General features: G+C 61.1%; 23 protein-coding genes and 1 tRNA gene. 20 read left to right on the plus strand and 4 right to left on the minus strand.

The features are described from left to right. Position 1 precedes the first annotated feature (1 nt). From AC1RTQ_RS05860 to tatC, 7 genes are all read left to right on the plus strand, one after another. Positions 2-400 (plus strand): phosphoribosyl-ATP diphosphatase, encoded by a 399-nt coding sequence (locus tag AC1RTQ_RS05860; protein WP_492874683.1) that lies wholly within the window; start codon positions 2-4, stop codon positions 398-400. 15 nt (positions 401-415) lie between these two features. Beyond that, positions 416-814, plus strand: coding sequence for a DUF4870 family protein (locus AC1RTQ_RS05865; RefSeq protein WP_492874684.1), 399 nt, complete (start codon positions 416-418; stop codon positions 812-814). A gap of 269 nt (positions 815-1,083) precedes the next feature. Beyond that, complete coding sequence (locus tag AC1RTQ_RS05870) at positions 1,084-2,127, plus strand: patatin-like phospholipase family protein (protein WP_492874685.1); 1,044 nt, start codon at positions 1,084-1,086, stop codon at positions 2,125-2,127. Between the two features lie 99 nt (positions 2,128-2,226). Beyond that, complete coding sequence (locus AC1RTQ_RS05875) at positions 2,227-2,595, plus strand: histidine triad nucleotide-binding protein (RefSeq protein ID WP_149354967.1); 369 nt, start codon at positions 2,227-2,229, stop codon at positions 2,593-2,595. Between the two features lie 120 nt (positions 2,596-2,715). After that, positions 2,716-2,952: a Sec-independent protein translocase subunit TatA gene (tatA, locus tag AC1RTQ_RS05880; protein ID WP_492874686.1), complete on the plus strand. Its 237-nt coding sequence runs from the start codon at positions 2,716-2,718 to the stop codon at positions 2,950-2,952. Between the two features lie 22 nt (positions 2,953-2,974). Then, entirely contained in the window at positions 2,975-3,496 is a 522-nt protein-coding gene (gene tatB, locus AC1RTQ_RS05885) for a Sec-independent protein translocase protein TatB (RefSeq protein WP_492874687.1), read from the plus strand. A 156-nt stretch (positions 3,497-3,652) separates the two neighbouring features. Next, positions 3,653-4,465 carry a twin-arginine translocase subunit TatC gene (gene tatC, locus AC1RTQ_RS05890; protein WP_492874688.1) on the plus strand — a complete coding sequence of 271 codons (813 nt, stop codon included), beginning with the start codon at positions 3,653-3,655 and terminating at the stop codon, positions 4,463-4,465. Positions 4,466-4,674: 209 nt separating this feature from the next. On the opposite strand, the gene AC1RTQ_RS05895 is transcribed toward tatC, so the two are convergent. Beyond that, a complete protein-coding gene (locus tag AC1RTQ_RS05895; RefSeq protein WP_034364461.1) occupies positions 4,675-5,835 on the minus strand; it encodes a trypsin-like peptidase domain-containing protein in 1,161 nt (386 codons plus the stop codon). Positions 5,836-6,199: 364 nt separating this feature from the next. Between AC1RTQ_RS05895 and AC1RTQ_RS05900 the strand changes: the two genes are divergently transcribed. Next, positions 6,200-7,525: an MFS transporter gene (locus AC1RTQ_RS05900; protein ID WP_492874689.1), complete on the plus strand. Its 1,326-nt coding sequence runs from the start codon at positions 6,200-6,202 to the stop codon at positions 7,523-7,525. 28 nt (positions 7,526-7,553) lie between these two features. On the opposite strand, the gene AC1RTQ_RS05905 is transcribed toward AC1RTQ_RS05900, so the two are convergent. Next, positions 7,554-8,252 (minus strand): GntR family transcriptional regulator, encoded by a 699-nt coding sequence (locus tag AC1RTQ_RS05905; protein WP_492874690.1) that lies wholly within the window; start codon positions 8,250-8,252, stop codon positions 7,554-7,556. Positions 8,253-8,340: 88 nt separating this feature from the next. Between AC1RTQ_RS05905 and AC1RTQ_RS05910 the strand changes: the two genes are divergently transcribed. The 5 genes from AC1RTQ_RS05910 (at position 8,341) to pdxA (ending at position 13,722) form a co-directional block, all read left to right on the plus strand. Further along, positions 8,341-9,090, plus strand: coding sequence for an enoyl-CoA hydratase/isomerase family protein (locus AC1RTQ_RS05910; protein ID WP_492874691.1), 750 nt, complete (start codon positions 8,341-8,343; stop codon positions 9,088-9,090). Between the two features lie 51 nt (positions 9,091-9,141). Next, positions 9,142-10,104 (plus strand): tripartite tricarboxylate transporter substrate binding protein, encoded by a 963-nt coding sequence (locus tag AC1RTQ_RS05915; protein ID WP_492874692.1) that lies wholly within the window; start codon positions 9,142-9,144, stop codon positions 10,102-10,104. A gap of 29 nt (positions 10,105-10,133) precedes the next feature. Next, positions 10,134-11,708 carry a malonate--CoA ligase gene (locus tag AC1RTQ_RS05920; protein WP_492874693.1) on the plus strand — a complete coding sequence of 525 codons (1,575 nt, stop codon included), beginning with the start codon at positions 10,134-10,136 and terminating at the stop codon, positions 11,706-11,708. A 115-nt stretch (positions 11,709-11,823) separates the two neighbouring features. After that, positions 11,824-12,582, plus strand: coding sequence for a Nif3-like dinuclear metal center hexameric protein (locus AC1RTQ_RS05925; protein ID WP_492874694.1), 759 nt, complete (start codon positions 11,824-11,826; stop codon positions 12,580-12,582). An 81-nt stretch (positions 12,583-12,663) separates the two neighbouring features. Then, positions 12,664-13,722, plus strand: coding sequence for a 4-hydroxythreonine-4-phosphate dehydrogenase PdxA (gene pdxA, locus AC1RTQ_RS05930; RefSeq protein ID WP_492874974.1), 1,059 nt, complete (start codon positions 12,664-12,666; stop codon positions 13,720-13,722). A gap of 126 nt (positions 13,723-13,848) precedes the next feature. On the opposite strand, the gene mscL is transcribed toward pdxA, so the two are convergent. Then, on the minus strand, positions 13,849-14,283 hold the full coding sequence (gene mscL / locus AC1RTQ_RS05935; RefSeq protein ID WP_003058572.1) for a large conductance mechanosensitive channel protein MscL: 435 nt from the start codon (positions 14,281-14,283) through the stop codon (positions 13,849-13,851). A 149-nt stretch (positions 14,284-14,432) separates the two neighbouring features. On the opposite strand from mscL, the gene petA reads away from it, so the two are divergent. From petA to AC1RTQ_RS05965, 6 genes are all read left to right on the plus strand, one after another. Next, positions 14,433-15,035 carry a ubiquinol-cytochrome c reductase iron-sulfur subunit gene (petA, locus tag AC1RTQ_RS05940; protein ID WP_492874695.1) on the plus strand — a complete coding sequence of 201 codons (603 nt, stop codon included), beginning with the start codon at positions 14,433-14,435 and terminating at the stop codon, positions 15,033-15,035. Between the two features lie 14 nt (positions 15,036-15,049). Next, positions 15,050-16,465 (plus strand): cytochrome b, encoded by a 1,416-nt coding sequence (locus AC1RTQ_RS05945; RefSeq protein ID WP_302092196.1) that lies wholly within the window; start codon positions 15,050-15,052, stop codon positions 16,463-16,465. 17 nt (positions 16,466-16,482) lie between these two features. Next, positions 16,483-17,238 carry a cytochrome c1 gene (locus AC1RTQ_RS05950; RefSeq protein ID WP_003062174.1) on the plus strand — a complete coding sequence of 252 codons (756 nt, stop codon included), beginning with the start codon at positions 16,483-16,485 and terminating at the stop codon, positions 17,236-17,238. 100 nt (positions 17,239-17,338) lie between these two features. After that, entirely contained in the window at positions 17,339-17,950 is a 612-nt protein-coding gene (locus AC1RTQ_RS05955; RefSeq protein WP_003058564.1) for a glutathione S-transferase N-terminal domain-containing protein, read from the plus strand. 99 nt (positions 17,951-18,049) lie between these two features. Next, on the plus strand, positions 18,050-18,568 hold the full coding sequence (locus tag AC1RTQ_RS05960; protein WP_302092195.1) for a ClpXP protease specificity-enhancing factor: 519 nt from the start codon (positions 18,050-18,052) through the stop codon (positions 18,566-18,568). Positions 18,569-18,652: 84 nt separating this feature from the next. Next, positions 18,653-18,728 (plus strand) — tRNA-Thr (locus AC1RTQ_RS05965). A gap of 52 nt (positions 18,729-18,780) precedes the next feature. On the opposite strand, the gene AC1RTQ_RS05970 is transcribed toward AC1RTQ_RS05965, so the two are convergent. Next, positions 18,781-19,089, minus strand: coding sequence for a hypothetical protein (locus tag AC1RTQ_RS05970; RefSeq protein ID WP_492874696.1), 309 nt, complete (start codon positions 19,087-19,089; stop codon positions 18,781-18,783). A gap of 330 nt (positions 19,090-19,419) precedes the next feature. On the opposite strand from AC1RTQ_RS05970, the gene secA reads away from it, so the two are divergent. Continuing rightward, positions 19,420-22,179, plus strand: coding sequence for a preprotein translocase subunit SecA (gene secA / locus AC1RTQ_RS05975; RefSeq protein WP_492874697.1), 2,760 nt, complete (start codon positions 19,420-19,422; stop codon positions 22,177-22,179). The last annotated feature ends 118 nt before the right edge of the window (positions 22,180-22,297 follow it).

The following is a 22,297-nucleotide window of genomic DNA, read 5'->3' on the forward strand; positions in this document are numbered from 1 at the left end:
CATGTCTGAACACAACACCGCGTCGGTCGAGGGCGCACTGGCCCGTCTGGCCGCCGTGATCGAAAGCCGCAAGGTCGCCAACGGTGGCGATCCCGAAAAAAGCTATGTCGCGCGCCTGCTGCACAAGGGGCCCGACGCCTTTCTGAAGAAGATCGGCGAAGAGGCAACCGAAGTCGTGATGGCCGCCAAGGATGTCGATCATGGCGCGGACAAGGGCAAGATCCTCTATGAAGTGGCCGATCTGTGGTTTCACTCCATGATTGCGCTGTCGCATTATGGATTGACGCCCGCAGACGTGGTGGCCGAGCTGGAGCGCCGCGAGGGCACCAGCGGTCTGGAGGAAAAAGCCCTGCGCAAGGCCCAGGAACGCGCTGCTCAGGAAGGGGCGGCCAAGCAATAAACAAGGAGGAAGCGCATGAATGACGATCGCGACATCATCGATGTAGGCCCCAGCGGCTCTGCCGAGGTCGAGGGCCTGAAGGCCTGGGGCTGGGTCAGCTATCTGCTGCACCTGATCGTGGCCGTGGCTGCGGTGCTGCCGGGCGCGCAGGTCAGTGTGCTGCTGTTGCTGATTGCAGTCGTCATCGATCTGGTCAAGCGCGACGATGCGCGCGGCACCTGGCAGGAGAGCCATTTTTCCTGGCGTCTGCGCAGCGTGCTCTGGGCCATCGTGCTCTATGCCGTGACCTTCCCGTTCTTCCTGCTGGGCCTCTTGATCTTCAACCCCGCCTGGGTGCTGATCTCCATCTGGTTCCTCTACCGCATCGTCAGCGGCATGATCGCCATGAACAAGAACCGAGCGATCCAGTCCTGAGCCGAACTTGCCAGACACCCAAGCCCCCGCTTTACGGCCGGGGCTTTTTTGTTTTGGCAAGCGGTTTTGCTGCACTGCAACAGATTCGAGGTCGCAGGCTGACACGAGTGCCGGGCCTGTGCAATGCTCGCGGTGCTGGATAAGCTGCACGACTTACGCAGATTCGAATCGGGAATGGTGTTTTGTCCATGGATATGCCCGGTGTACCGTCTTGTCTGCGCAAGTCCCAAGCCCCTTGCTTGGTTCCTCAACCTTCACAGGATCGCGCCATGGCTGCAGAGACTTCCCATACCCTCAACCTGGCCTTGCAGGGCGGGGGATCGCATGGTGCGCTGACCTGGGGCGTGCTGGATGCATTGCTGGACGATGACGGCCTGATCTTCGAAGGCATCAGCGGCACCAGCGCCGGTGCCATGAATGCCGTGGCGCTGGCCCATGGCTTCGCGCAGGCGGCCGCACAGGAAAAAAAAGTGGACGATGCCCGTTACCTGGGGCGGCAGCTGGCGCGCCAGTCTCTGCGCGAGCTGTGGGAAGGCGTGGGCACCATGGGCAGCGTGGGCAAGATGTTCTGGGCCGCGCCGTTGCCGGGCAGCAAGCAGTTCATGGGCGTGCTCAATCAGTTTCTGTCGCCCTATCAGACCAATCCGCTCAATATCAACCCGCTGCGCCAGTTGCTCACCCGGGTGGTGGACTTCGAGATGCTGGCGCATCCCGAGCATCCCAGCGTGGTGCCCAAACTTTTCATCTGCGCCACCAATGTGCGCACGGGCGCCGGCAAGATCTTCAAGGGCGAGCAGGTGACGGCAGACGCCATCATGGCCTCGGCCTGCCTGCCGCAGCTGTTCAAGGCGGTGGAGATTGACGGGGAGTGCTACTGGGATGGCGGGTTTTCGGGCAATCCGGCCCTGTATCCGCTGATCTACGAGACCCGGAGCCGGGACATCCTGCTGGTGCAGATCAATCCCAAGGAGTCCGATGTCTCGCCTGACACGGCTCGCGAGATCATGGACCGCATGAACGAAATCACCTTCAACGCCAGCTTGCTGGCCGAGTTGAGGGCCATCGAGTTCGTGGTCAAGCTGCTGGAGCAAAAGCGCCTGGACCCCGAGCGCTACAAGCATGTGCTGATGCACCGCATCGATGGCGGCTCGGTGCTCAAGCCCTTTGGCGCCTCGAGCAAGGTGCGCGCAGACATGGGCATGGTGCGCAAGCTGTTCGAGCTGGGGCGCGAGCGCGGCCAGCAATGGCTGCAGCTCAACCGCGAGCACCTTGGCGTCAAGCAGACACTGCGATTCAACGAGAATAGGGGATAGCCTCCGCAGGGGGGCGACGCCATTGCTTGCTTTGTGGCTTCCCGGGCCATGGTCAGGGCAGGGCGTCCGCAGTACTGAACCGTAGAGATACCAGAGACCATGCACGACCACGATTACGACGCCCATTGCATTTTCTGCCGCATCGCCAAGGGGGAGATTCCTTCGCGCAAGGTGTATGAGGACGAGGAACTGTTCGCCTTCCATGACATTCACCCCGGTGCGCCCGTGCACTTCCTGGTGATTCCCAAGAAGCACATCCGCTCCATGGCCCAGGTCGGCGCCGAGGATGCGCCCCTGCTGGGCCGCATGATGGCGCTGGCTCCCAAGCTGGCGATGGAGCAGGGCTGCAACCCTTATCCCGATGGCGGTTTCCGCATCGTGGTCAATACCGGCAGCGAAGGCGGGCAGGAAGTGCACCATCTGCACCTGCACGTCATGGGCGGCCCGCGCCCCTGGCTCAAGGGCTGATCCGGCGCAGGCGAGGCCTGCTGCCGTCGATAGAGCTGTGCGCTGCAGGCTTTTTGGGTGATTGATTCGTATCTGTCACAAGCCCCGTCTAAAATGGTTTGCAATTTCTAGGAGATTCTCATGGGCTCGTTTTCTATCTGGCACTGGGCGATCGTGCTGCTCATCGTGGTTCTGGTGTTTGGCACCAAGAAGCTCAAGAACATCGGCTCCGACCTGGGCGGCGCCGTCAAGGGCTTCAAGGACGGCATGAAGGAGGGCGGGACTGACGCCGATGCCAAGGCCGCGACCGGCCAGGTGGCCAACCAGCAGGCCGCCGAAAAGGCCACCATCGACGTGGAAGCCAAGCAAAAGAGCTGATCTCGGCAGGACTGACATTTAGATGTTTGATATTGGCCTGTCCAAAATGGCGCTGATCGGTGCCGTGGCCCTGGTGGTCATCGGTCCCGAGAAGCTGCCGCGCGTGGCCCGCATGGTGGGCACCTTGCTTGGCAGGGCACAGCGCTATGTGTCCGACGTCAAGGCCGAGGTCAACCGCTCCATGGAGCTCGATGAGCTGCGCAAGATGAAGGACACGGTCGAGACCGCCGCGCGGGACGTCGAGTCCAGCATGCGCAGTCAGGCCTCCGATCTTGAAAAGGACTGGAGCGATGCGACCAGGGACCTGCGCGACGACTCGAACATGACTTCGGCTTCGTCCTTCGGCTCCTATGACGCAGAAGGTGGCTACACCGGTCTGGATACGCACAGCAGCGTGGTGCCCAGCTATCGCCATCCGCGCAAGAACTGGCGCGTCAAGCGCGGTGCCGTGCCCCAGTGGTACAAGGCCCGTGCCGGGGTACGCAGCAAGGTCCAGTCGGGCGCGGCACGCGTGGCGCGCTTTCGCCCCAAGAAGTTCCATTGAACATGCAGCTCAGCAGCCTGCCGGCCGCAAGGTCGGCCATGGCCGACCCCAGGGGGTCGGCTTGGCTGCCTGCATGTCGCTCTTTGCCCGTGATCCGCGGGCGTTGTTGTTTCTCAAGCGCGTGGAGCCGATCGGGCTCCGGCGCGGTTTTGCACCATGTCCGAACCCTCTAAAGAAGACGAACTCTCTGGCACGGAGCAGCCGTTTGTCCAGCACCTGATGGAGCTGCGTGATCGCCTGCTCTACAGCCTGTATGGCGTTTTGATCGGCGTCGGGCTGCTGATGTTCTGGCCAGGCCCTGACGGCCTGATCGACTTCATCGCCCTGCCCATCAAGGAGCACATGCCGCCTGGCGCCAAGCTGATTGCGGTGGGCGTTTTCTCGCCCTTCTTCGTGCCGCTCAAGGTGTTGATGATGGTGGCCGTGCTGCTGGCGCTGCCCTGGATCATGTACCAGATCTGGGCCTTTGTGGCACCGGGCCTGTACAGCCACGAGAAGAAGTTCGCCCTGCCGCTGATCATGTTCGGCAGCCTTCTGGCCTATGCCGGCATTGCCTTCGTACAGTTCTTTGTGCTGGGCAATATGTTCAAGTTCATCCAGCATTTCACGCCGGCCAGCGTGGCGGCCACGCCCGACATTGCCTCGTATGTGGAAGCTATTCTCTCGCTCTACATCGCGTTTGCGGCGGCCTTTCAGGTACCCATCGTAGTGATGCTGCTGGTGCGCTTTGGTCTGGTGGAGGTTGAAAAGCTCAAGGCCTTCCGCGGCTATTTCGTGGTGCTGGCCTTTGTGATTGCTGCCGTCATCACGCCGCCCGATGTGATCTCTCAACTGGCGCTGGCCTTGCCCATGTGCCTGCTCTACGAGATCGGCATTCTGGGGGCCGGCTGGTTCAGCCGGGTATCGCGTGCGCCCGATGCCCAGGAGGCTGCGGGCACGGAAGTGGAGAAATCCACGGACGGCCACTGATCTTCATCCCCGACTCCCGGCAAAGCCCTTGAAGCAATTCAAGGGCTTTTGTTTTGATGGCCGCCGGCGCTTTGCCTGCAAGCGCTTGAGCCGTGTTCCTGAGGAGTCCTGATGATCCCTGATGTTGCGGCTGCGGCTTGCAGAGCGGGCCGCAGCATGAAAAAAGCCAGCGACTGGCGCTGGCTTGTGTGGGCTTGATGGCGCGGCAATCAGCGCCGTGGGCGGCTTTGCTGCTGCAAGGTACTGGCTGCCGGGCGGGCACCCGGAGTGATGTCCAGCACCACTTCGCTGTCGCCGCGACGCACATCGAACTTGGCGGCTTCGCCGGGCTTGAGCGAGGCCACGGCCGTCAGCAGTTCGGAGACATTGCGGGTCGCGGTCTCGCCCACCTTGACGATCACGTCGCCGGGGCGCATGCCGGCCTGCGCGGCGGGGCCGGCCTGCAGCACGCCGGTGATGATGACGCCGGCATCGGCCTTGACGCCAAAGGTCTCGGCCAGCTCGGGCGAGAGCTCGTTGGGTTCCACGCCGATCCAGCCGCGCGTGACCTTGCCGTCCTTGACGATGCCGTCCAGCACCATCTTGGCTGTGGAGACGGGAATCGCGAAACCGATGCCCATGCTGCCGCCCGAGCGCGAGTAGATGGCCGTGTTGATGCCCAGCAGATTGCCGTTGGCATCCACCAGCGCACCGCCGGAGTTGCCGGGGTTGATGGCAGCGTCGGTCTGGATGAAGTTCTCGAAGGTGTTGATGCCCAGCTGGCTGCGGCCCAGAGCGCTGATGATGCCGCTGGTCACGGTCTGGCCCACGCCGAAGGGATTGCCGATGGCCAGCACGCGGTCGCCCACAGCGACCTGATCGGAGTTGCCCAGCACGATGACGGGCAGCTTGTCGAGTTCGATCTTGAGAATGGCCAGATCGGTCTCGGGGTCCGTGCCAATGACCTTGGCCTTGGCCTGACGGCTATCGGTGAGCGTGACTTCGATATCGTCGGCACCTTCCACCACATGGTTGTTGGTGAGGATGTAGCCATCTTGACTGATGATGACGCCGCTACCCAAACCAGATTGCTCTTGCGGACCCTGATCGCCAAAGAAGAACTGGAACCAGGGATCGTTGGCGCGCGGGTGGCGAACGGCCTTGCTGGTGTTGATGCTGACCACGGCGGGCGAAGCCTTGCGCGCGGCAGGCGCAAAGCTGCCGGGAGCGACTTCACCCGCCGGAGTGGATGGAGCCTGCAGCAGCGAAACACCGGCACTGCTACGGATATTTCCGCGCTGAAGCCAAGTGGGCTGTAGGGTAGCCACTACAAAATAGATAGCCACCAGCACGGTGACGACCTGCGAAAACAGCAACCAGGTGCGTTTCATGTAATGCGTATAGGTAGTGAGGAGAACAAGCCCACATTGTGAAGCATGGCTGCACCGGGCGTCGAAGCGAACATTTGCTTGCACGCAATTGCTTAACGCAAAGCTTTACAGATTGCAGGGCCGATGGCTATAGGACTGCAGGCATCTATAGTTTTGCGCGCCCAGGAGCCATGAGTGAAAACCCTAGAATGTTTTTTCGACTGCGCTTACGCCGCCGTTACTGAAGTGACTGCCCACAAGGTGCTCATATTCGGTCTGGTGTGGTTTTGTATCTGAAGCCCGCCGCAATCGGTCTGCCACTGCACGTTGACCCGTGATCAGCGGCCTTATCCGCGCTGTCCTGTTGTTCGATCTAGGAAACACCATGACTACGCTTGACCACGCTGCATCGGCTGACGCGCCGGCTGCAGCGACGAATCGTCTCCTGAACCGGGAGGACTACAAGACCCTGGGCTTATCGGCCCTGGGCGGAACGCTGGAGTTTTACGACTTCGTGGTGTTCGTCTTTTTTGCCAATGTGATTGGCAGCCTGTTCTTTCCTGCTTCGCTGCCGGAGTGGATGCGCCAGCTGCAGACTCTGGGCATTTTCGCGGCCGGCTATCTGGCACGCCCCATCGGCGGCATCTTGATTGCCCACTTCGGCGACATCCTGGGCCGCAAGAAGATGTTCACGCTGTCGGTGTTCCTGATGGCCGTGCCCACGCTGGTCATCGGCCTGCTGCCGACCTATGAAACCATAGGCCTTGCCGCTCCCATCCTGCTGCTGCTGATGCGCGTGATGCAAGGTGCCGCCATCGGCGGTGAAATGCCCGGTGCCTGGGTGTTCGTAGCCGAGCATGCGCCCCAGAAGCGTTACGGCTTTGCGATCGGCGCACTGACCTCCGGCATTACCGGCGGCATTTTCCTGGGCTCCATCATCGGGGTCTGGCTCAACAGCACCTACAGCCAGGGCGAGATCCACGACTGGGCCTGGCGTCTGCCCTTCATTCTGGGCGGTGTCTTCGGTCTGGTGTCGGTGTATCTGCGCAAGTTCCTGCACGAGACCCCCATCTTCCAGGAACTGCAGGCCCGCAAGGCCGCTGACCGCGAACTGCCGATCAAGACCATCTTGCGCGACCACCGGGAAGCCTGCGTTGTCGTGGCGCTGATGACCTGGGTGCTGTCCACGGCGATTGTGGTGGTGATCCTGTTCACGCCGGCCTATTTGCAAAAGGTGTTCCACATCGAGCCTGCCATGGCCCTGAAGGCCAATGCCGTGGCGACCGTGACGCTGACCATGGGCTGCGTGTTCTGGGGCTGGCTGTCCGACAAGATCGGCACCAAGCTGACCATGCTCATCGGCTGGGGCGGCATGACGGCCACGGCCTATCTGTTCTATCTGAACCTGCCGGGCAACGAGGCGTCTCTGATCTGCAACTATGCGACCGTGGGCTTTTTTGTGGGCTCCATCTCGCTGCTGCCTGTGGTGGGCGTGCGGGCTTTTCCGCCAGAAGTGCGCTTCACCGGTCTGTCCTTCTCCTACAACATGGCTTATGCCGTGTTTGGCGGCCTGACTCCCATGCTGGTGTCCGTGTGGCAGCAGGTGGATGTGATGGCTCCTGCCCACTATGTGGCGGCCATGGGCGTGCTGGGCATGGCCATGGGCTTCTGGCCGCTGGCCTGCAAGGGCTGGCAGCCGCGCAGAGGGTGAGTCTGCACAGGCGAATGAGAAAAGGCAGTCAGCAGTGGCTGCCTTTTTTTTCGCTGCTTGCGCGTTTGCGGCGGCGCGGCTGTATGGCAGGCGCGGAGACGGTGCCCAGCACCATGTCGGCAAAGGCGCTCCCGCCTGCCGAGATATGGTTGCGCATGGCCTCGGCAGCGACTTCGCTGTTGCCGGCCAGAATGGCGGCCACCACGGTTTCATGCTCTGTCTGGGAGTGCAGCAGGCGCTCCGGCTTTTCAAACATCTTGCTGCGGTACGGCGCGACCCTGAGTCTGGCCTCGCGGGTCTGCTCGACGATAAAGGTGTTTCTGCTGGATTGATATATCAGATCATGCAGTCTGGCGTTCGCTTGTTCGTAGCCAATGGAATCGGCCGTCCGCGCATGGGCCGCCGTCTGCGCCAGAGCCGCTTGCAGCAGTGTTCTCTGCTCCGCATTGATGCGCCTGGCCGCCAGGCGCGCCAGCACGCCTTCCAGTTCGGCAAGTCCTTCCATCATCGCAATCAGCTCACGGGGGTCGAGGTGGCGCACGTAGATGCCGACGCGCGGAAGAATGCTCACCATTCCCTTGGCGGACAGCAGCAGCAAGGCCTCGCGGACCGGCGTGCGCGAAGCCTGGAAGCGCTCGCACAGCGCCTGTTCGTCGATGGCGGCGCCCGGCCGCAATGCACCGTTGCGCAGGTCTTGCTCCAGCGCCAGGCGGATGCGGTCCTGCATGCTGAGCGCGTCTAGGGTTTCTGCCGTTGGCGGATGTTTAGGCTTCATTGTTCAATATTAGATATATCTATTAATATTTCTGATACGCATGAATCCACGACTGCATTTCCAGGACCGTGTTGCAACCATCACACTCCAGCGCCCCACGGTGGCGAACCGTCTGGCGCCTGATGATTTGCCGGTGCTCATTGAATCCATAGCATGCGTCAATCAGAGGGAGGATGTGCGGGTGCTGGTGTTGCGTAGCGAAGGCAGGCATTTCTGCAGTGGCTACGATATATCACAAATCGAAAACAGCCAGAGCGAAGGCAGCAGCTTCGGCGAGATGGTTGACGTGGTGGAGCAGTGCCGCGCGGTGACCATCGCCGCCATTCAAGGGGGCGTCTATGGCGGCGCAACCGATCTGGCACTGGCTTGCGACTTTCGCGTGGGCTCGATGGCGGCGGACATGTTCATGCCCGCCGCGCGGCTGGGCCTGCATTTCTATGCCTCGGGGCTCGAGCGCTATGTCAGCCGTCTGGGGCTCGATACCGCCAAGCGCCTGTTTCTGACCTGCGAGAGCCTCGATGCCGAGCAGATGAAGGCCTGTGGCTTCCTGACGCATCTGGTGGCGCAAACGCAGCTCGACGAGACCGTAGCGAGCCTGGCCGGGACGCTGGCAGCGATGGCGCCCATGCCCCTGTTCGGCATGAAAAAACACCTGAATCTGATTGCCTGCGGTCGCCATGACCCCGAGTCGATTGCGTGCGACGTGCAGCGTTCGGTCGAGTCCGAGGATTTGCGTGAGGGCGGCCTGGCCTGGCGCGAGAAGCGCGTGCCGGTTTTCAACGGCTGCTAGCGCCGCACTGGCGCCGAAAACACAACCCTAGCTTCCATCAAGGAGACAAGCATGTTCAAGAAAGCATTGGTATCGGCCTGCCTGCTGAGCGCCAGCGCCTTGGCGTTGGCGGACGCTTACCCGTCTCGCCCCATCACGCTGATGGTGGGCTTTCCGCCGGGCGGTGGCGCCGACGCGGTGGCGCGCATCGTCAGCGAAAAGCTGGGGCGGGTGTTGAACCAGGCGGTGCTGGTGGACAACCGCCCCGGTGCTGGCACGACGATTGCATCGGACCTGGTGGCGCGGGCGCCAGCCGACGGCTACACCTTGCTGCTGGGCTCCGCCAATCTATATGGTACGGACCAGATTCTTTATAAGAGTGCGCGCTATGACGGCGTCAGGAGCTTCACGCCCATCATGCGCTGGAGCGATTCACCGATGCTGCTAGCGGTGAAAAAGGACTTTCCCGAGAAAACGGTGGCCGGCCTGATCGCGCAGGCCCGCAAGCATCCCGGCAAGCTGACGTATTCCTCGTCCGGCACCGGTGTGGTCACCCATCTGGCCGGTGCCTCATTTGCGCATGCCGCCGGCATCGACATGCTGCATGTGCCGTTCAAGGGCGGCGCTCCGTCGATTCAGGCAGTGGGCGCGGGTGATGTGGACATGACTTTCGGGACGCCGCCTTCGGTGATGCCGATGGCCGCTGGCGGCAAGCTGCGCATCATGGCTGTGACGACGGCCCAGCGCTCGCAGCTGTTTCCCGATCTGCCGGCCATGCAGGAGTCCGGCATCGATGGGGCGGACTTCACGCTCTGGTTCGGCCTTTACGGGCCGGCCAAGCTGCCCAGGGAGATCACGCAAAAGCTGTTCGAAGCCAGCCGCCAGGCCTTGAGCGATCCGGAGGTCAAGGCCAAGCTTGAAAAGCAGGGCGTTGTGGCCTATCCCTCGGCATCGCCCCAGGAGTTCGAGGTCTGGGCCCAGGCCGATGGCAAGAAGCAAAAAGCCGTGGCCGAGCGAGCCATGGCGGGGCAATGAAGCGGTTTCCAGCAAAGAGAGTTATCCATATGTCTGACATGAACATGTTCGCCGCACTGCGCGCGGCTTTCCCGGCCGATCTGGACGAGGTCGCCATCGAGGCCGTATCGCCCCAGGCTCCGGCCGACGCGCCGCTTCTCTATACCTGGCGCGACCTGGACCGCATGAGTGCGCGTATGGCGAATTGGCTCGCTTCGCTCGATCTGCCCGCCGGCAGCCGTATTGCGGTGCAGGTGGAAAAGTCGGTCGAGGCGCTGATGCTGTACCTGGCCACATTGCGCGCGGGCCATGTGTTCCTGCCGCTCAATACCGCCTACCAGAGCGCCGAGATCGAATATTTCATCGCCAATGCCGAGCCCGCCGTGGTGGTCTGTACGCCCGCCAATGCTGACTGGGTGGCAAAGGTGGCGGCGGACTGCGGCACCCAGCATGTCTTCACGCTGGGCGAAGCGCAGGACGGCAGCCTGCTGGAGCAGGCGCTACGTTTCGACGACGTACATGTGCCGGTGCCATGCCGGGCCGACGATCTGGCCGCCATTCTCTACACCAGCGGCACCACTGGCCGCAGCAAGGGGGCGATGCTCTCGCATGGCAATCTGCTCTCGAACGCACTCATGCTCAGGCAGTACTGGGGCTGGCGCACGCGCGAGCAGGGCGGCGACGTGCTGATCCACGCCTTGCCGATCTTCCATGCGCACGGGCTGTTCGTCGCCATCCATGGCGCTCTCATCAACGGCAGCAAGATCATCTGGATGTCGAAATTCGACGCCAGGGCCGTGATCGCCGCCATGCCGCGCGCCACCGTGTTCATGGGCGTGCCGACGCTGTATGTACGCATGCTGGCCGAGCCGGCGCTGACCAAGCAGGCGGCCAGCCGGATGAGGCTGTTCATCTCCGGCTCCGCGCCGCTGCTGATCGAAACTTTTGGCGAGTGGTGCCAACGCACCGGCCACACCATCCTGGAGCGCTATGGCATGAGCGAGACCATCATGCTTACCTCCAACCCCTACGCGCCCGATCCGCGCCACGGCGGTCAGGCGGAGCGCCGCGGCGGCACCGTGGGCTTTGCACTGCCCGGTGTGGGAGTGCGCGTGGCGGGAGACAGCGGGCAGCCGCTGCCCACGGGCGAAGTCGGTGCCATCGAGGTCCAGGGGCCCAATATCTTCAAGGGCTACTGGCGCATGCCTGAAAAAACGGCGCAGGAGTTCACTGCAGACGGCTGGTTCAGGACTGGCGACGTCGGCAAGATGGATGAGCGCGGCTATATCACCATCGTGGGCCGCAGCAAGGATCTGATCATCAGCGGCGGCTACAACGTCTACCCGGCGGAGATCGAAGGCTTTATCAACGAGATGCCTGGTGTGGCTGAGAGCGCTCTGGTCGGTGTGCCGCACCCGGATTTCGGCGAGGTGGGCGTGGCGGTGGTTGTCGCCAGGCCGGGGCATTCGCCCGGCAGCGAGGCGATCGTCGCACAGCTGAAAGCGCGGCTCGCCAATTTCAAGATTCCCAAGCGCTGCTTTGTCGTGGCGGAGTTGCCGCGCAATGCCATGGGCAAGGTGCAGAAAAACCTGCTGCGTGACCAGTATCAAAGTCTGTTCACTTGAAAAGCATAGCTGCTACCGCATGCTATGCAATATTTTCAGCAACTTTTAATGTTGAAATGATTGGGCAGCATGCGATAGATGCTCCTTACTTTGAAACAATCAGGGTGCGACAATCATGCCCATGATGACCACCCGCCAAGACATGTTGCAGGCCTTCGATGCCTTGCTGCAGCCCGAACGCTTCAAGGACTATGGACCCAACGGCCTGCAGGTCGAGGGCAGGAGCGAGATTCGTCGCATCGTCAGCGGTGTGACGGCCAGTCGCGCCCTGATCGAAGCTGCGATCGAGGCCGGGGCCGATGCCATCTTCGTGCACCACGGCCTGTTCTGGCGCGGCATGGATGGCCGCATCACGGGATGGCTCAAGGAGCGCATCCGTCTGCTGCTGGCGCATGACATCAATCTGTTTGCCTATCACCTGCCGCTGGATGCCCATGCCGAACTGGGCAACAACGCGCAACTCGGTGCGCGGCTGGGCGTGCAGGGTCAGGCCGCATTCGGCGACCAGAACCTGGGCTGGCTGGCCGATGCGGACTTTGCCGATGCCACTGCTCTGGCCGAACATGTGCAGGGCGTGCTGGGGCGCAAGGTGACGCTGGCCGGTGCACAAGAGCGCAGGCCGATTCGCAAGCTGGCCTGGTGCACCGGAGGGGCTCAGGGATTTTTCGAGTCCGCGATTGCCGCCGGCGCCGATGCCTATATCACCGGCGAGATCTCCGAGCCCCAGATGCATCTGGCGCGAGAGATGGGCGTGAGCTTTATCGCCGCCGGCCATCACGCCACCGAGCGCTACGGCGCGCCGGCCGTGGCCGCCCATGTGGCCCGGGAGTGCGGGCTGGAGCACCGCTTCATCGATATCGACAACCCGGCCTGATCCGGTCCTGGACCTTCGTCTCTCACTTTTGATGGCTGCAAGCACTTGGGAACCGAGGAGCTTGTGGCGCTTTGGATGCCTATGTCCGTCATCGCTTCAACCCAAACCATCGCCATTACCCAGGGCGACTGCGCAGGCATAGGGCCTGAAATCATCGCCAAGGCCTTTCGGGCTGCACCGCAGGTCATGCGCGGCTGCTTTGTGGTGGGTGAGTTGCAGACCCTGCGTCGGGCGACAGCGCTGGCCGCCAGTGCCGCCGACGGCGATCAGGCCATCGCCCAGCCCGTGGTGGTGATCGATGAGCCGGGCGAAGCCTGGTCTGTTCCGCAAGGTGCTGTCGCGCTGCTGAACTTGCCGGGGCTGGCGGGGCCTCAGCCCTATGGCCAGATTTGCGCAGCGGCCGGGCAGGCGGCTGCGCAATGCGTGGTCTGGGCCGCGCAAGCGGCTTTGCGTGGCGAGATTGCCGCCCTGGTCACGGCACCCTTGCATAAGGAGGCGCTGCATCTGGCAGGCGTGACTTTCCCCGGGCATACGGAACTTCTGCAGGCGGAGGCGGCCGCCCATGCGGGCGTTTCGCTCGAGCAGATGCCGGTGCGCATGATGCTGGCGAACGACGAGTTGCGCACCGTGCTGGTCAGCATCCATGTCTCGCTGCGCGAGGCCATCGAGGCCGTGACCGGGTCGCAGATCCTGCAGACCTTGCGCATCACGCATCAGGCGCTGAGCAGGAGCCTGGGGCGTGCGCCTCGCATTGCCGTGGCCGGACTCAATCCACATGCGGGCGAGGGCGGCATCTTCGGTCGTGAGGAGATCGAGATCATTGCCCCGGCGATCGCCGCAGCGCAGGCCGAAGGCATGGATGTGCAGGGGCCGTTTGCGCCAGACACGGTCTTCATGCGGGCGCGAAATACGCCAGCCCACCCGGGTGAATTCGATGTGGTGTTGGCGATGTACCACGACCAAGGGTTGATCCCAGTCAAATATTTGGGTGTGGAAAAAGGCGTCAACGTGACCCTGGGTTTGCCGCTGGTGCGCACCAGTCCCGACCATGGCACGGCCTTTGACATTGCCGGCCTGGGCGTGGCCGACGAGGCCAGCCTGCTCGAAGCCGTGCACATGGCCCGCAGTCTGGCTATTTGACGGGTCTTCAGCGGCGGATCGAGCGGCAGATCGAGCGGTGGCCGTCCGCAGGTGTGCACGGCATGCGCCCCCATGAAAAAAGCCTGCCGGTGACGGCAGGCTTTCAGTCATCGGATTGGAAGGATCTCAGGCCTTGCGATTGAGGCTGTCGCGGATCTCGCGCAGCAGCTGAATGTCTTCAGGGGTAGCGGGCGCTTGCTCCGGTGCCGCAGGTGCCTCGCGCTTGAGGCGGTTGATCTGCTTGACCATCATGAAAATGATGAAGGCCAGAATCACGAAATTCACTGCAACCGTGATGAAGTTGCCGTAAGCAAATACAGGAATTCCGGCTTTTTTCAGTGCATCCAGAGTACGAGGAACTCCTTCGGGCATGGTGCCCAGAACGACGAACAGGTTGGAGAAATCCAGCTTGCCAAAGAACAGACCCACCAAAGGCATGATGAGGTCGTTGACCACGGAATCAACGATTTTCCCGAACGCACCGCCGATGATCACGCCCACGGCCAGATCCATGACGTTTCCCTTGATTGCGAACTCACGGAATTCTTGCATCATGCCCATAAGCAGTTCCAGTCACTAAGAGTTTGAGATAGCGCAGTATTGCGTGACTTTGGCGGTTGTCAACGTCGGACTGGGGCTGGAATAACCATAACCCCACCGCTAGAATTTGCAGCTGACCCCAAATCAAGCGATGTACTTCGAGGAAATCCATGAGTGACTCTCCAGTCGACTCCAGCAAGCGCACGTGGATCATCACGTCAGCATGTGCTGGTGCCGTGGGCGGTGTGGCAACGGCCGTCCCTTTTGTGAGCTCCTTCCAGCCTTCTGAAAAAGCCAAAGCAGCAGGTGCTGCGGTAGAGGTGGATATCTCCAATCTCAAGGATGGTGAGAAGCTCACCGTCGAGTGGCGTGGCAAGCCAGTGTGGATCATCAAGCGCACACCCGAGCAGCTCAAGGACTTGCCTGGCCTTGATGGCGAACTGGCGGACCCGACCTCGGCGCGTCATCCCGAAGAGTTCACGCCTCCTTACGCGCAAAATGAAGCGCGCTCCATCAAGCCTGAAATCCTGGTGGTCGTGGGCATCTGTACCCACCTGGGCTGCTCTCCCTCGGACAGGTTCGTTGCAGGGCCTCAGCCTTCGCTGCCTGCAGACTGGAAGGGCGGTTTCCTGTGCCCATGCCATGGCTCCACCTTTGACATGGCCGGCCGGGTGTTCAAGAACAAGCCAGCGCCGGACAACCTGCAGGTGCCGCCACATATGTATCTGTCCGACACCAAGCTGCTGATTGGTGAAGACACCAAGGCAGCCTGAGGGAGACAAGAACAATGGCCCACGAATTCAAGCAAATCGACCCGAACTCCACGACCGGAGCGAAGGCCATGAACTGGCTGGAGAACCGGTTTCCGACGGCATTCGATGCATACCGCGTCCATATGTCGGAGTACTACGCTCCCAAGAACTTCAACTTCTGGTACATCTTTGGCTCGCTGGCGCTGCTGGTGCTGGTGATCCAGATCGTCACCGGCATCTTCCTGGTGATGCACTACAAGCCCGACGCCGAAAAGGCGTTTGCTTCCGTGGAATACATCATGCGTGATGTGCCCTGGGGCTGGCTGATCCGCTACATGCACTCCACGGGCGCCTCGGCGTTCTTTGTGGTGGTCTATCTGCATATGTTCCGCGGTCTTCTGTACGGTTCTTACCGCAAACCGCGTGAACTGGTCTGGATCTTCGGTTGCGCCATCTTCCTGGTGCTGATGGCCGAAGCCTTTATGGGCTATCTGCTGCCCTGGGGCCAGATGTCGTACTGGGGCGCCCAGGTGATCGTGAACCTGTTCTCCGCCATCCCCTTTGTCGGTCCCGATCTGGCCTTGCTGATCCGCGGCGACTATGTGGTGGGCGATGCGACGCTGAACCGCTTCTTCAGCTTCCACGTGATCGCCGTGCCCCTGGTGCTGCTGGGGCTGGTCGTGGCGCATTTGCTGGCGCTGCACGATGTGGGTTCCAACAACCCCGATGGCATTGAAATCAAGGGCCCCAACGCGCCCAAGGATGCCAAGGGCAATCCGCTGGACGGCATACCCTTCCATCCCTACTACACCGTGCACGACATCTTTGGTGTGACCGTGTTCCTGTTCCTGTTCTCGGCGGTGGTGTTCTTTGCGCCCGAGTTCGGCGGCTACTTCCTGGAGTACAACAACTTCATCCCCGCCGATCCGCTCAAGACGCCCAATCACATTGCCCCCGTCTGGTACTTCACGCCCTTCTATTCGATGCTGCGTGCCATCACCGGCGAGATGATGTATGTGCTGATTGCCTGCGTGGTGCTGGGTGCCGGCTACGGCATTCTGAAGTCGCGCCTGCCCGGTTTTGCCAAGGGTGCGGTGGCCATCGTGGCGCTGGGTGCCATCGCCATGATGCTGTCCATCGACGCCAAGTTCTGGGGTGTGGTGGTCATGGGTGGTGCGGTCATCATCCTGTTTGCCTTGCCATGGCTCGATTGCAGCCCGGTCAAGTCGATCCGCTATCGTCCCAGCTGGCACAAATATGTGTATGCAGTGTTTGTGGTGAACTTCGTCGTCCTGGCCTATCTGGGGGTGCAGCCTCCGTCGCCGATTGGCGAGAAGGTGTCTCAGGTTGGCACGCTGTTCTACTTCGGCTTCTTCCTGCTCATGCCCTGGTGGAGTCGCTTGGGCGAGACCAAGCCCGTGCCCGAGCGTGTGACCTTCAAGCCTCACTGAAGCAGGAGAGAACAAGAATGAAGAAACTGATTCTGACCCTGGTTGCGGCCCTGGGTATTGCCGGTGCCGCGCAAGCCTCCGAAGGCGGCATCCACTGGGACAAGGCGCCGGTCAACACCAGCGACACGGCATCCCTGCAAAACGGTGCCAAGATCTTTGTCAACTACTGCCTGAGCTGCCACTCGGCTGCCTTCATGCGTTTCAACCGCCTGAAGGATATTGGTCTGACCGATCAGGACATCAAGGACAATCTGTTGTTCACCACCGACAAGGTGGGCGAGACCATGAAGGCAGCCATCAATCCCAAGGAAGCCAAGGAGTGGTTTGGTGCCAACCCTCCCGACTTGACCGTGATCGCGCGCTCGCGCGCCGGCTCGGGCGGATCAGGAGCTGATTACCTGTATACCTTCTTGCGTACTTTCTACAGGGATGACACCAAGGCCACGGGCTGGAATAATCTCGCCTTTCCCAGCGTAGGCATGCCGCATGCGCTGTGGGAGCTGCAGGGCGAGCGTCGCGCCATCTTCGAAGAGCATGACGACCATGGAACTAAGACCCAGGTGTTCAAGGGTTGGGAGCAGGTGTCTCCTGGCAAGATGAGCGCAGTGCAGTACGATCAGGCAGTTGGCGATCTGGTGAATTACCTGCAATGGATGGGGGAGCCGGCTCAGAACACCCGAACCCGTATCGGGGTGGGTGTGTTGATTTTCCTGGCCTTCTTCATCTTTATCGCTTGGCGCCTGAATGCCGCGTTCTGGAAAGACGTGAAATAAGCGTTGCCGCCGTGCAGAAGTTATCTGCAGCCAAACCGTGTTAGTGCAGAGTGGGGTGCCGTGGGCAACCCACTCTTTTTGATTTTTAGGAGTCTCCACCATGATGGTGCTTTATTCGGGAACGACTTGCCCCTTCTCACACCGCTGCCGCTTTGTGCTGTTTGAAAAAGGCATGGATTTCGAGATCCGCGATGTGGACTTGTTCAGCAAGCCCGAAGAAATCGCCGTGATGAACCCCTATGGTCAAGTGCCAATCCTGGTCGAGCGCGACCTGATTCTGTACGAGTCCAACATCATCAACGAGTACATCGATGAGCGCTTTCCCCATCCCCAGCTGATGCCTGGCGACCCGGTGGACCGTGCTCGTGTGCGCCTGTTCCTGCTGAACTTCGAAAAGGAACTGTTCGTGCACGTGAGCGCTCTGGAAGAGCGCAACGTCAAGGGCAATGAAAAGGCTCTGGAGAAGGCCCGTGCCCATATCCGTGACCGCCTGACCCAGATGGCGCCCATCTTCCTGAAGAACAAGTACATCATGGGCGAGAACTTCTCCATGCTGGATGTGGCCATTGCTCCGCTGCTGTGGCGCCTGGACTACTACGGCATCGAGCTGTCCAAGAATGCCGCTCCTTTGCTCAAGTATGCCGAGCGCATCTTCTCGCGTCCGGCTTACATTGAAGCGCTGACGCCTTCGGAAAAGGTCATGCGCAAGTAATTGCACATGAGCGCAGAGCGGGCATGCTGAAGGGATTTCCTTCATCTGCCCGCTTTTTTGTCTTTGCAATCTTCTGGATTTGATTCGTCAGGAAACGAGATGACAGCCCCTGAAACGACTTCAACCCGTCCGTATCTGCTGCGGGCTCTGTTTGAATGGTGTACCGACAATGGTTTGACGCCGCATATCGCCGTGCGTGTGGATCGCAGCACCCAGGTGCCCATGGAATTTGTGCGTGATGGCCAGATCGTGCTCAACATCAGCTATGACGCGACCAGCGGCCTGCTGATCGGCAATGAATATGTTGAATTCAATGCACGCTTTGGCGGCCAGCCCCGGCAAATCATGGTGCCTGTGGCGAACGTCCTGGCCATCTATGCACGCGAGACCGGCCAGGGCATGGCCTTCCCGCCCGAGGAGGACGAAGTCCCCGAGGATGGCGATGAGCCGTCGATGGAGGAGGTCGAGCCCGGCATGGAGTCGGATGAGGCGTCCTCGGCCGAGCGGGTGGTGCAACTGGTTCCCGTCAAGGTGGAAGCAGAAGCTTCCGGCGAAGATGATGCTCCTCGTACTCCACCGCCCGCAGGCGGCCGTCCGGCGCTCAAGCGTGTGAAGTAGTCCGGCCAGTGTTTTTGCCGGTAGATCGGGAAATTTCAGGATTCTTCTTTTGGGGCTGAATTTCTACGTTAGAATTCAGTCTTCGCCGGTTTAGCTCAGTTGGTAGAGCACCCGCCTTGTAAGCGGTAGGTCGTCAGTTCGAATCCGACAACCGGCACCAAACAAATAGGTCTCTTAGGAGACCTTTTTTGTTTTTCAGTGCCTAAAAAGCCTTATCGGGCCTGAACTTTGATGCGGATGCTGGTGACGGCCCATCCTTTGGTGCGCAGATGAGCCGCCATGGCTGGCAGCAGTTGGCGCACTTTGGCTGCCGCTGCGTTGTTTTTCACGATCAGGCACCAGCTGTCTTCATCGATGGGGCCGGCCTGCAAGCTGGCGCGCAGCATGGGCGGAACCAGGGGCAAAACGGCTTTGAGTCGGTTGCTGGAGTCCTGAGTCAGTGCTGCCAGGCGCGCCAATGTGGGAGAAGACTCCATGGCATTGATGGCAGTGACGGCGTGATGGCGGCGAACAATGGTCATGCGAGTGGCAAACAGTTGGGCAAGGGCAAGCCCAAGCTTAGCTCAGCCGAGAATGAATGCCGCAGTGCCGGCTATCGCAGTGCCGGCTATTTGCGCGTGCAGTGCAATCCCATACGTGCTCTGGAGTAGCGAAAAGCCAAGGCAGGCTTGCGCGGTTAGAATCTTTTTTTGGTCCTGTCCCTGTTTGGGGTGCGCCAGGAGGTTTTTTCACCCATTTCGGGTGTGGCTCTTGACTGCCGCAGGGACGGCCCCATCTGAAGACCAACAATCAAGGGATCCTGGACACATTGCTTTGCGCAACAGGCAAAAAAGTAATGTGCCTTCGCACGCATGGCCACCAATTTCCTCACCAAACTGTTCGGCAGCCGCAATGACCGGTTGCTCAAGCAATACCGTAAAACAGTCGCTCGCATCAATGCGATGGAGCCTGAGTACGAAAAGCTCAGCGATGAGGCATTGCGCGCCAAGACGCAGGAGTTCAAGGAGCGCGTTGCCAAGGGCGAGGCGCTGGACGAGTTGTTGCCCGAAGCCTTTGCCGTAGTGCGTGAAGGCTCCAAGCGCGTCATGAAGATGCGTCACTTCGATGTACAGATGCTGGGGGCCATGGCGCTGCATGACGGCAAGATTGCCGAAATGCGCACCGGAGAAGGCAAGACGCTGACTGCGACGCTGCCCGTGTACCTCAATGCCCTGTCGGGCGAGGGCGTGCATGTCGTGACCGTCAACGATTACCTGGCCAATCGCGATGCGATGACCATGGCTCGCCTCTACAACTTCCTTGGCCTGTCGGTGGGCATCAACCTGCCCAATCTGTCGCGAGAGCAAAAGCAGCAGGCATACAACTCCGACATCACCTACGGCACGAACAACGAATACGGCTTCGACTACCTGCGTGACAACATGGTGTACGAGCCCGGCGACCGCGTGCAGCGCGTGCTGAACTACGCCATCGTCGACGAGGTGGACTCCATCCTGATCGACGAGGCGCGTACTCCGCTGATCATCTCCGGCCCAGCCGAAGATCACACGGCCATGTACGTGGCCATGAACCAGATCGTGCCTAATCTGGTGCGCCAGGAGGGCGAAGCCGATCCCCGCACGGGTGAAGGCGTGACCAAGCCCGGCGACTTCACGGTCGATGAGAAATCCCATCAGGTCTATCTGACCGACCAGGGCTATGAGGCGGCCGAGCGCCTGCTGGCCCATGCCGGCCTGATCACCGAAGGCTCGTCCCTGTACGATCCCTCCAATATCTCTCTGGTGCATCATCTGTACGCCGCGCTGCGTGCCAACCAGCTGTACTTCCGCGATCAGCACTATGTGGTGCAGAACGACGAAATCGTGATCGTGGACGAGTTCACCGGCCGTCTGATGGCAGGCCGTCGCTGGAGCGATGGCCTGCATCAGGCCGTGGAAGCCAAGGAAGGTGTGGCCATCCAGGCCGAGAACCAGACCATGGCCTCGATCACCTTCCAGAACTACTTCCGTCTGTACAAGAAGCTGTCGGGCATGACCGGTACTGCCGATACCGAAGCCTACGAATTCCAGGAAATCTATGGCCTGGAAACCGTGGTGGTGCCGCCCAACAAGCCGAGCAAGCGCCAGGACCAGCTCGATCGCGTCTACAAGACCACCAAGGAAAAGTACGACGCGGCAATCAAGGACATCCGCGAGTGCTACGAGCGCGGCCAGCCCGTGCTGGTCGGCACGACCTCGATCGAGAACTCCGAAATTATCGACCAGCTGCTGACGCGCGAAAAGCTGCCCCATCAGGTGCTCAACGCCAAGCAGCATGAGCGCGAGGCCGACATCATTGCCCAGGCGGGCAGCGAAGGCATGATCACCATCGCCACCAATATGGCCGGCCGTGGTACCGACATCGTGCTGGGCGGCAATATCGACAAGCAGCTCAAGGCCATCGAGAGCAACGAGGCACTCAGCGAGACCGAGCGTCAGCAGCAGATCGAGCAGCTGCGTGCCGACTGGCAAGTGGCCCACGACAAGATCGTGGCGCTGGGCGGTCTGCGCATCATCGCCACCGAGCGTCATGAGTCGCGCCGTATCGACAACCAGCTGCGTGGCCGCTCGGGCCGCCAGGGCGACCCCGGTTCCTCGCGCTTCTATCTGAGCCTGGACGACCAGCTGATGCGCATCTTCGCGGGCGACCGAGTCAAGGCCATCATGGACCGCCTGAAGATGCCCGAAGGCGAAGCCATCGAGGCAGGCATCGTGACCCGCTCCATCGAGTCGGCGCAGCGCAAGGTCGAAGCACGCAACTTCGATATGCGCAAGCAGCTGCTCGAATACGACGACGTGGCCAACGACCAGCGCAAGGTGATCTACCAGCAGCGCAACGACATTCTGGATTCGACCGATCTGGGCGGCATGCTGGCCGCCATGCGCGAGGACGTGATCACCGACCTGGTGCGTCAGTACGTGCCGGCCGATTCCATGGAAGAGCAGTGGGATGTGTCCGGCCTGGAGAAGGCACTGGCCAGCGAATGGCAGATCGATCTTTCCTTGCAGCAGGACGTGGCGGGTTCGGAATCCATCACCGACGACGACATTCTGGAAAAGGTCGTCAAGGCAGCCCACGATCTGTTCGATGCCAAGGTGGCCTTGATCGGTCAGGAGAACTTCACGCAATTCCAGCGTGCCGTGCTGCTGCAGAGCTTCGACACCAACTGGCGCGACCACCTGGCTGCGCTGGACTATCTGCGCCAGGGCATTCACCTGCGCGGCTATGCCCAGAAGCAGCCCAAGCAGGAATACAAGCGCGAGGCTTTCGAGCTGTTCCGCCAGCTGATCGATCAGGTCAAGACCGAAGTCACCCGTGTGCTGATGACGGTGCAGGTCCGTTCGCGCGAAGAGATGGACGAAGCCGCCGTTGCCATGAACGAGCGCGGCGCGCAGAGTCTGGAGCACATGAGCTATGCCTCGCCCTCGGAAACCGAAGGCATGAGCATAGAAGACGATGTGATGCTGGCCGAGCCACTGGCCATGCCCGAGGGTGTGCATGTGGGCCGCAACGACCCTTGCCCTTGCGGCAGCGGCAAGAAGTTCAAGCTTTGCCACGGCAAGCTGTCCTGACCCCCTGAGGCGCTCTGCGCCGTCCCCCTGTGAAGGGGACTCATTGCTGTGTGGCGTCCCTTGCTGGCCGTCTCTGGCTTGGAGCATGCGTTATCGAACAACACGGGCTGCGGCCCGT

Source organism: Comamonas sp. GW821-FHT11H03, from assembly GCF_058807955.1.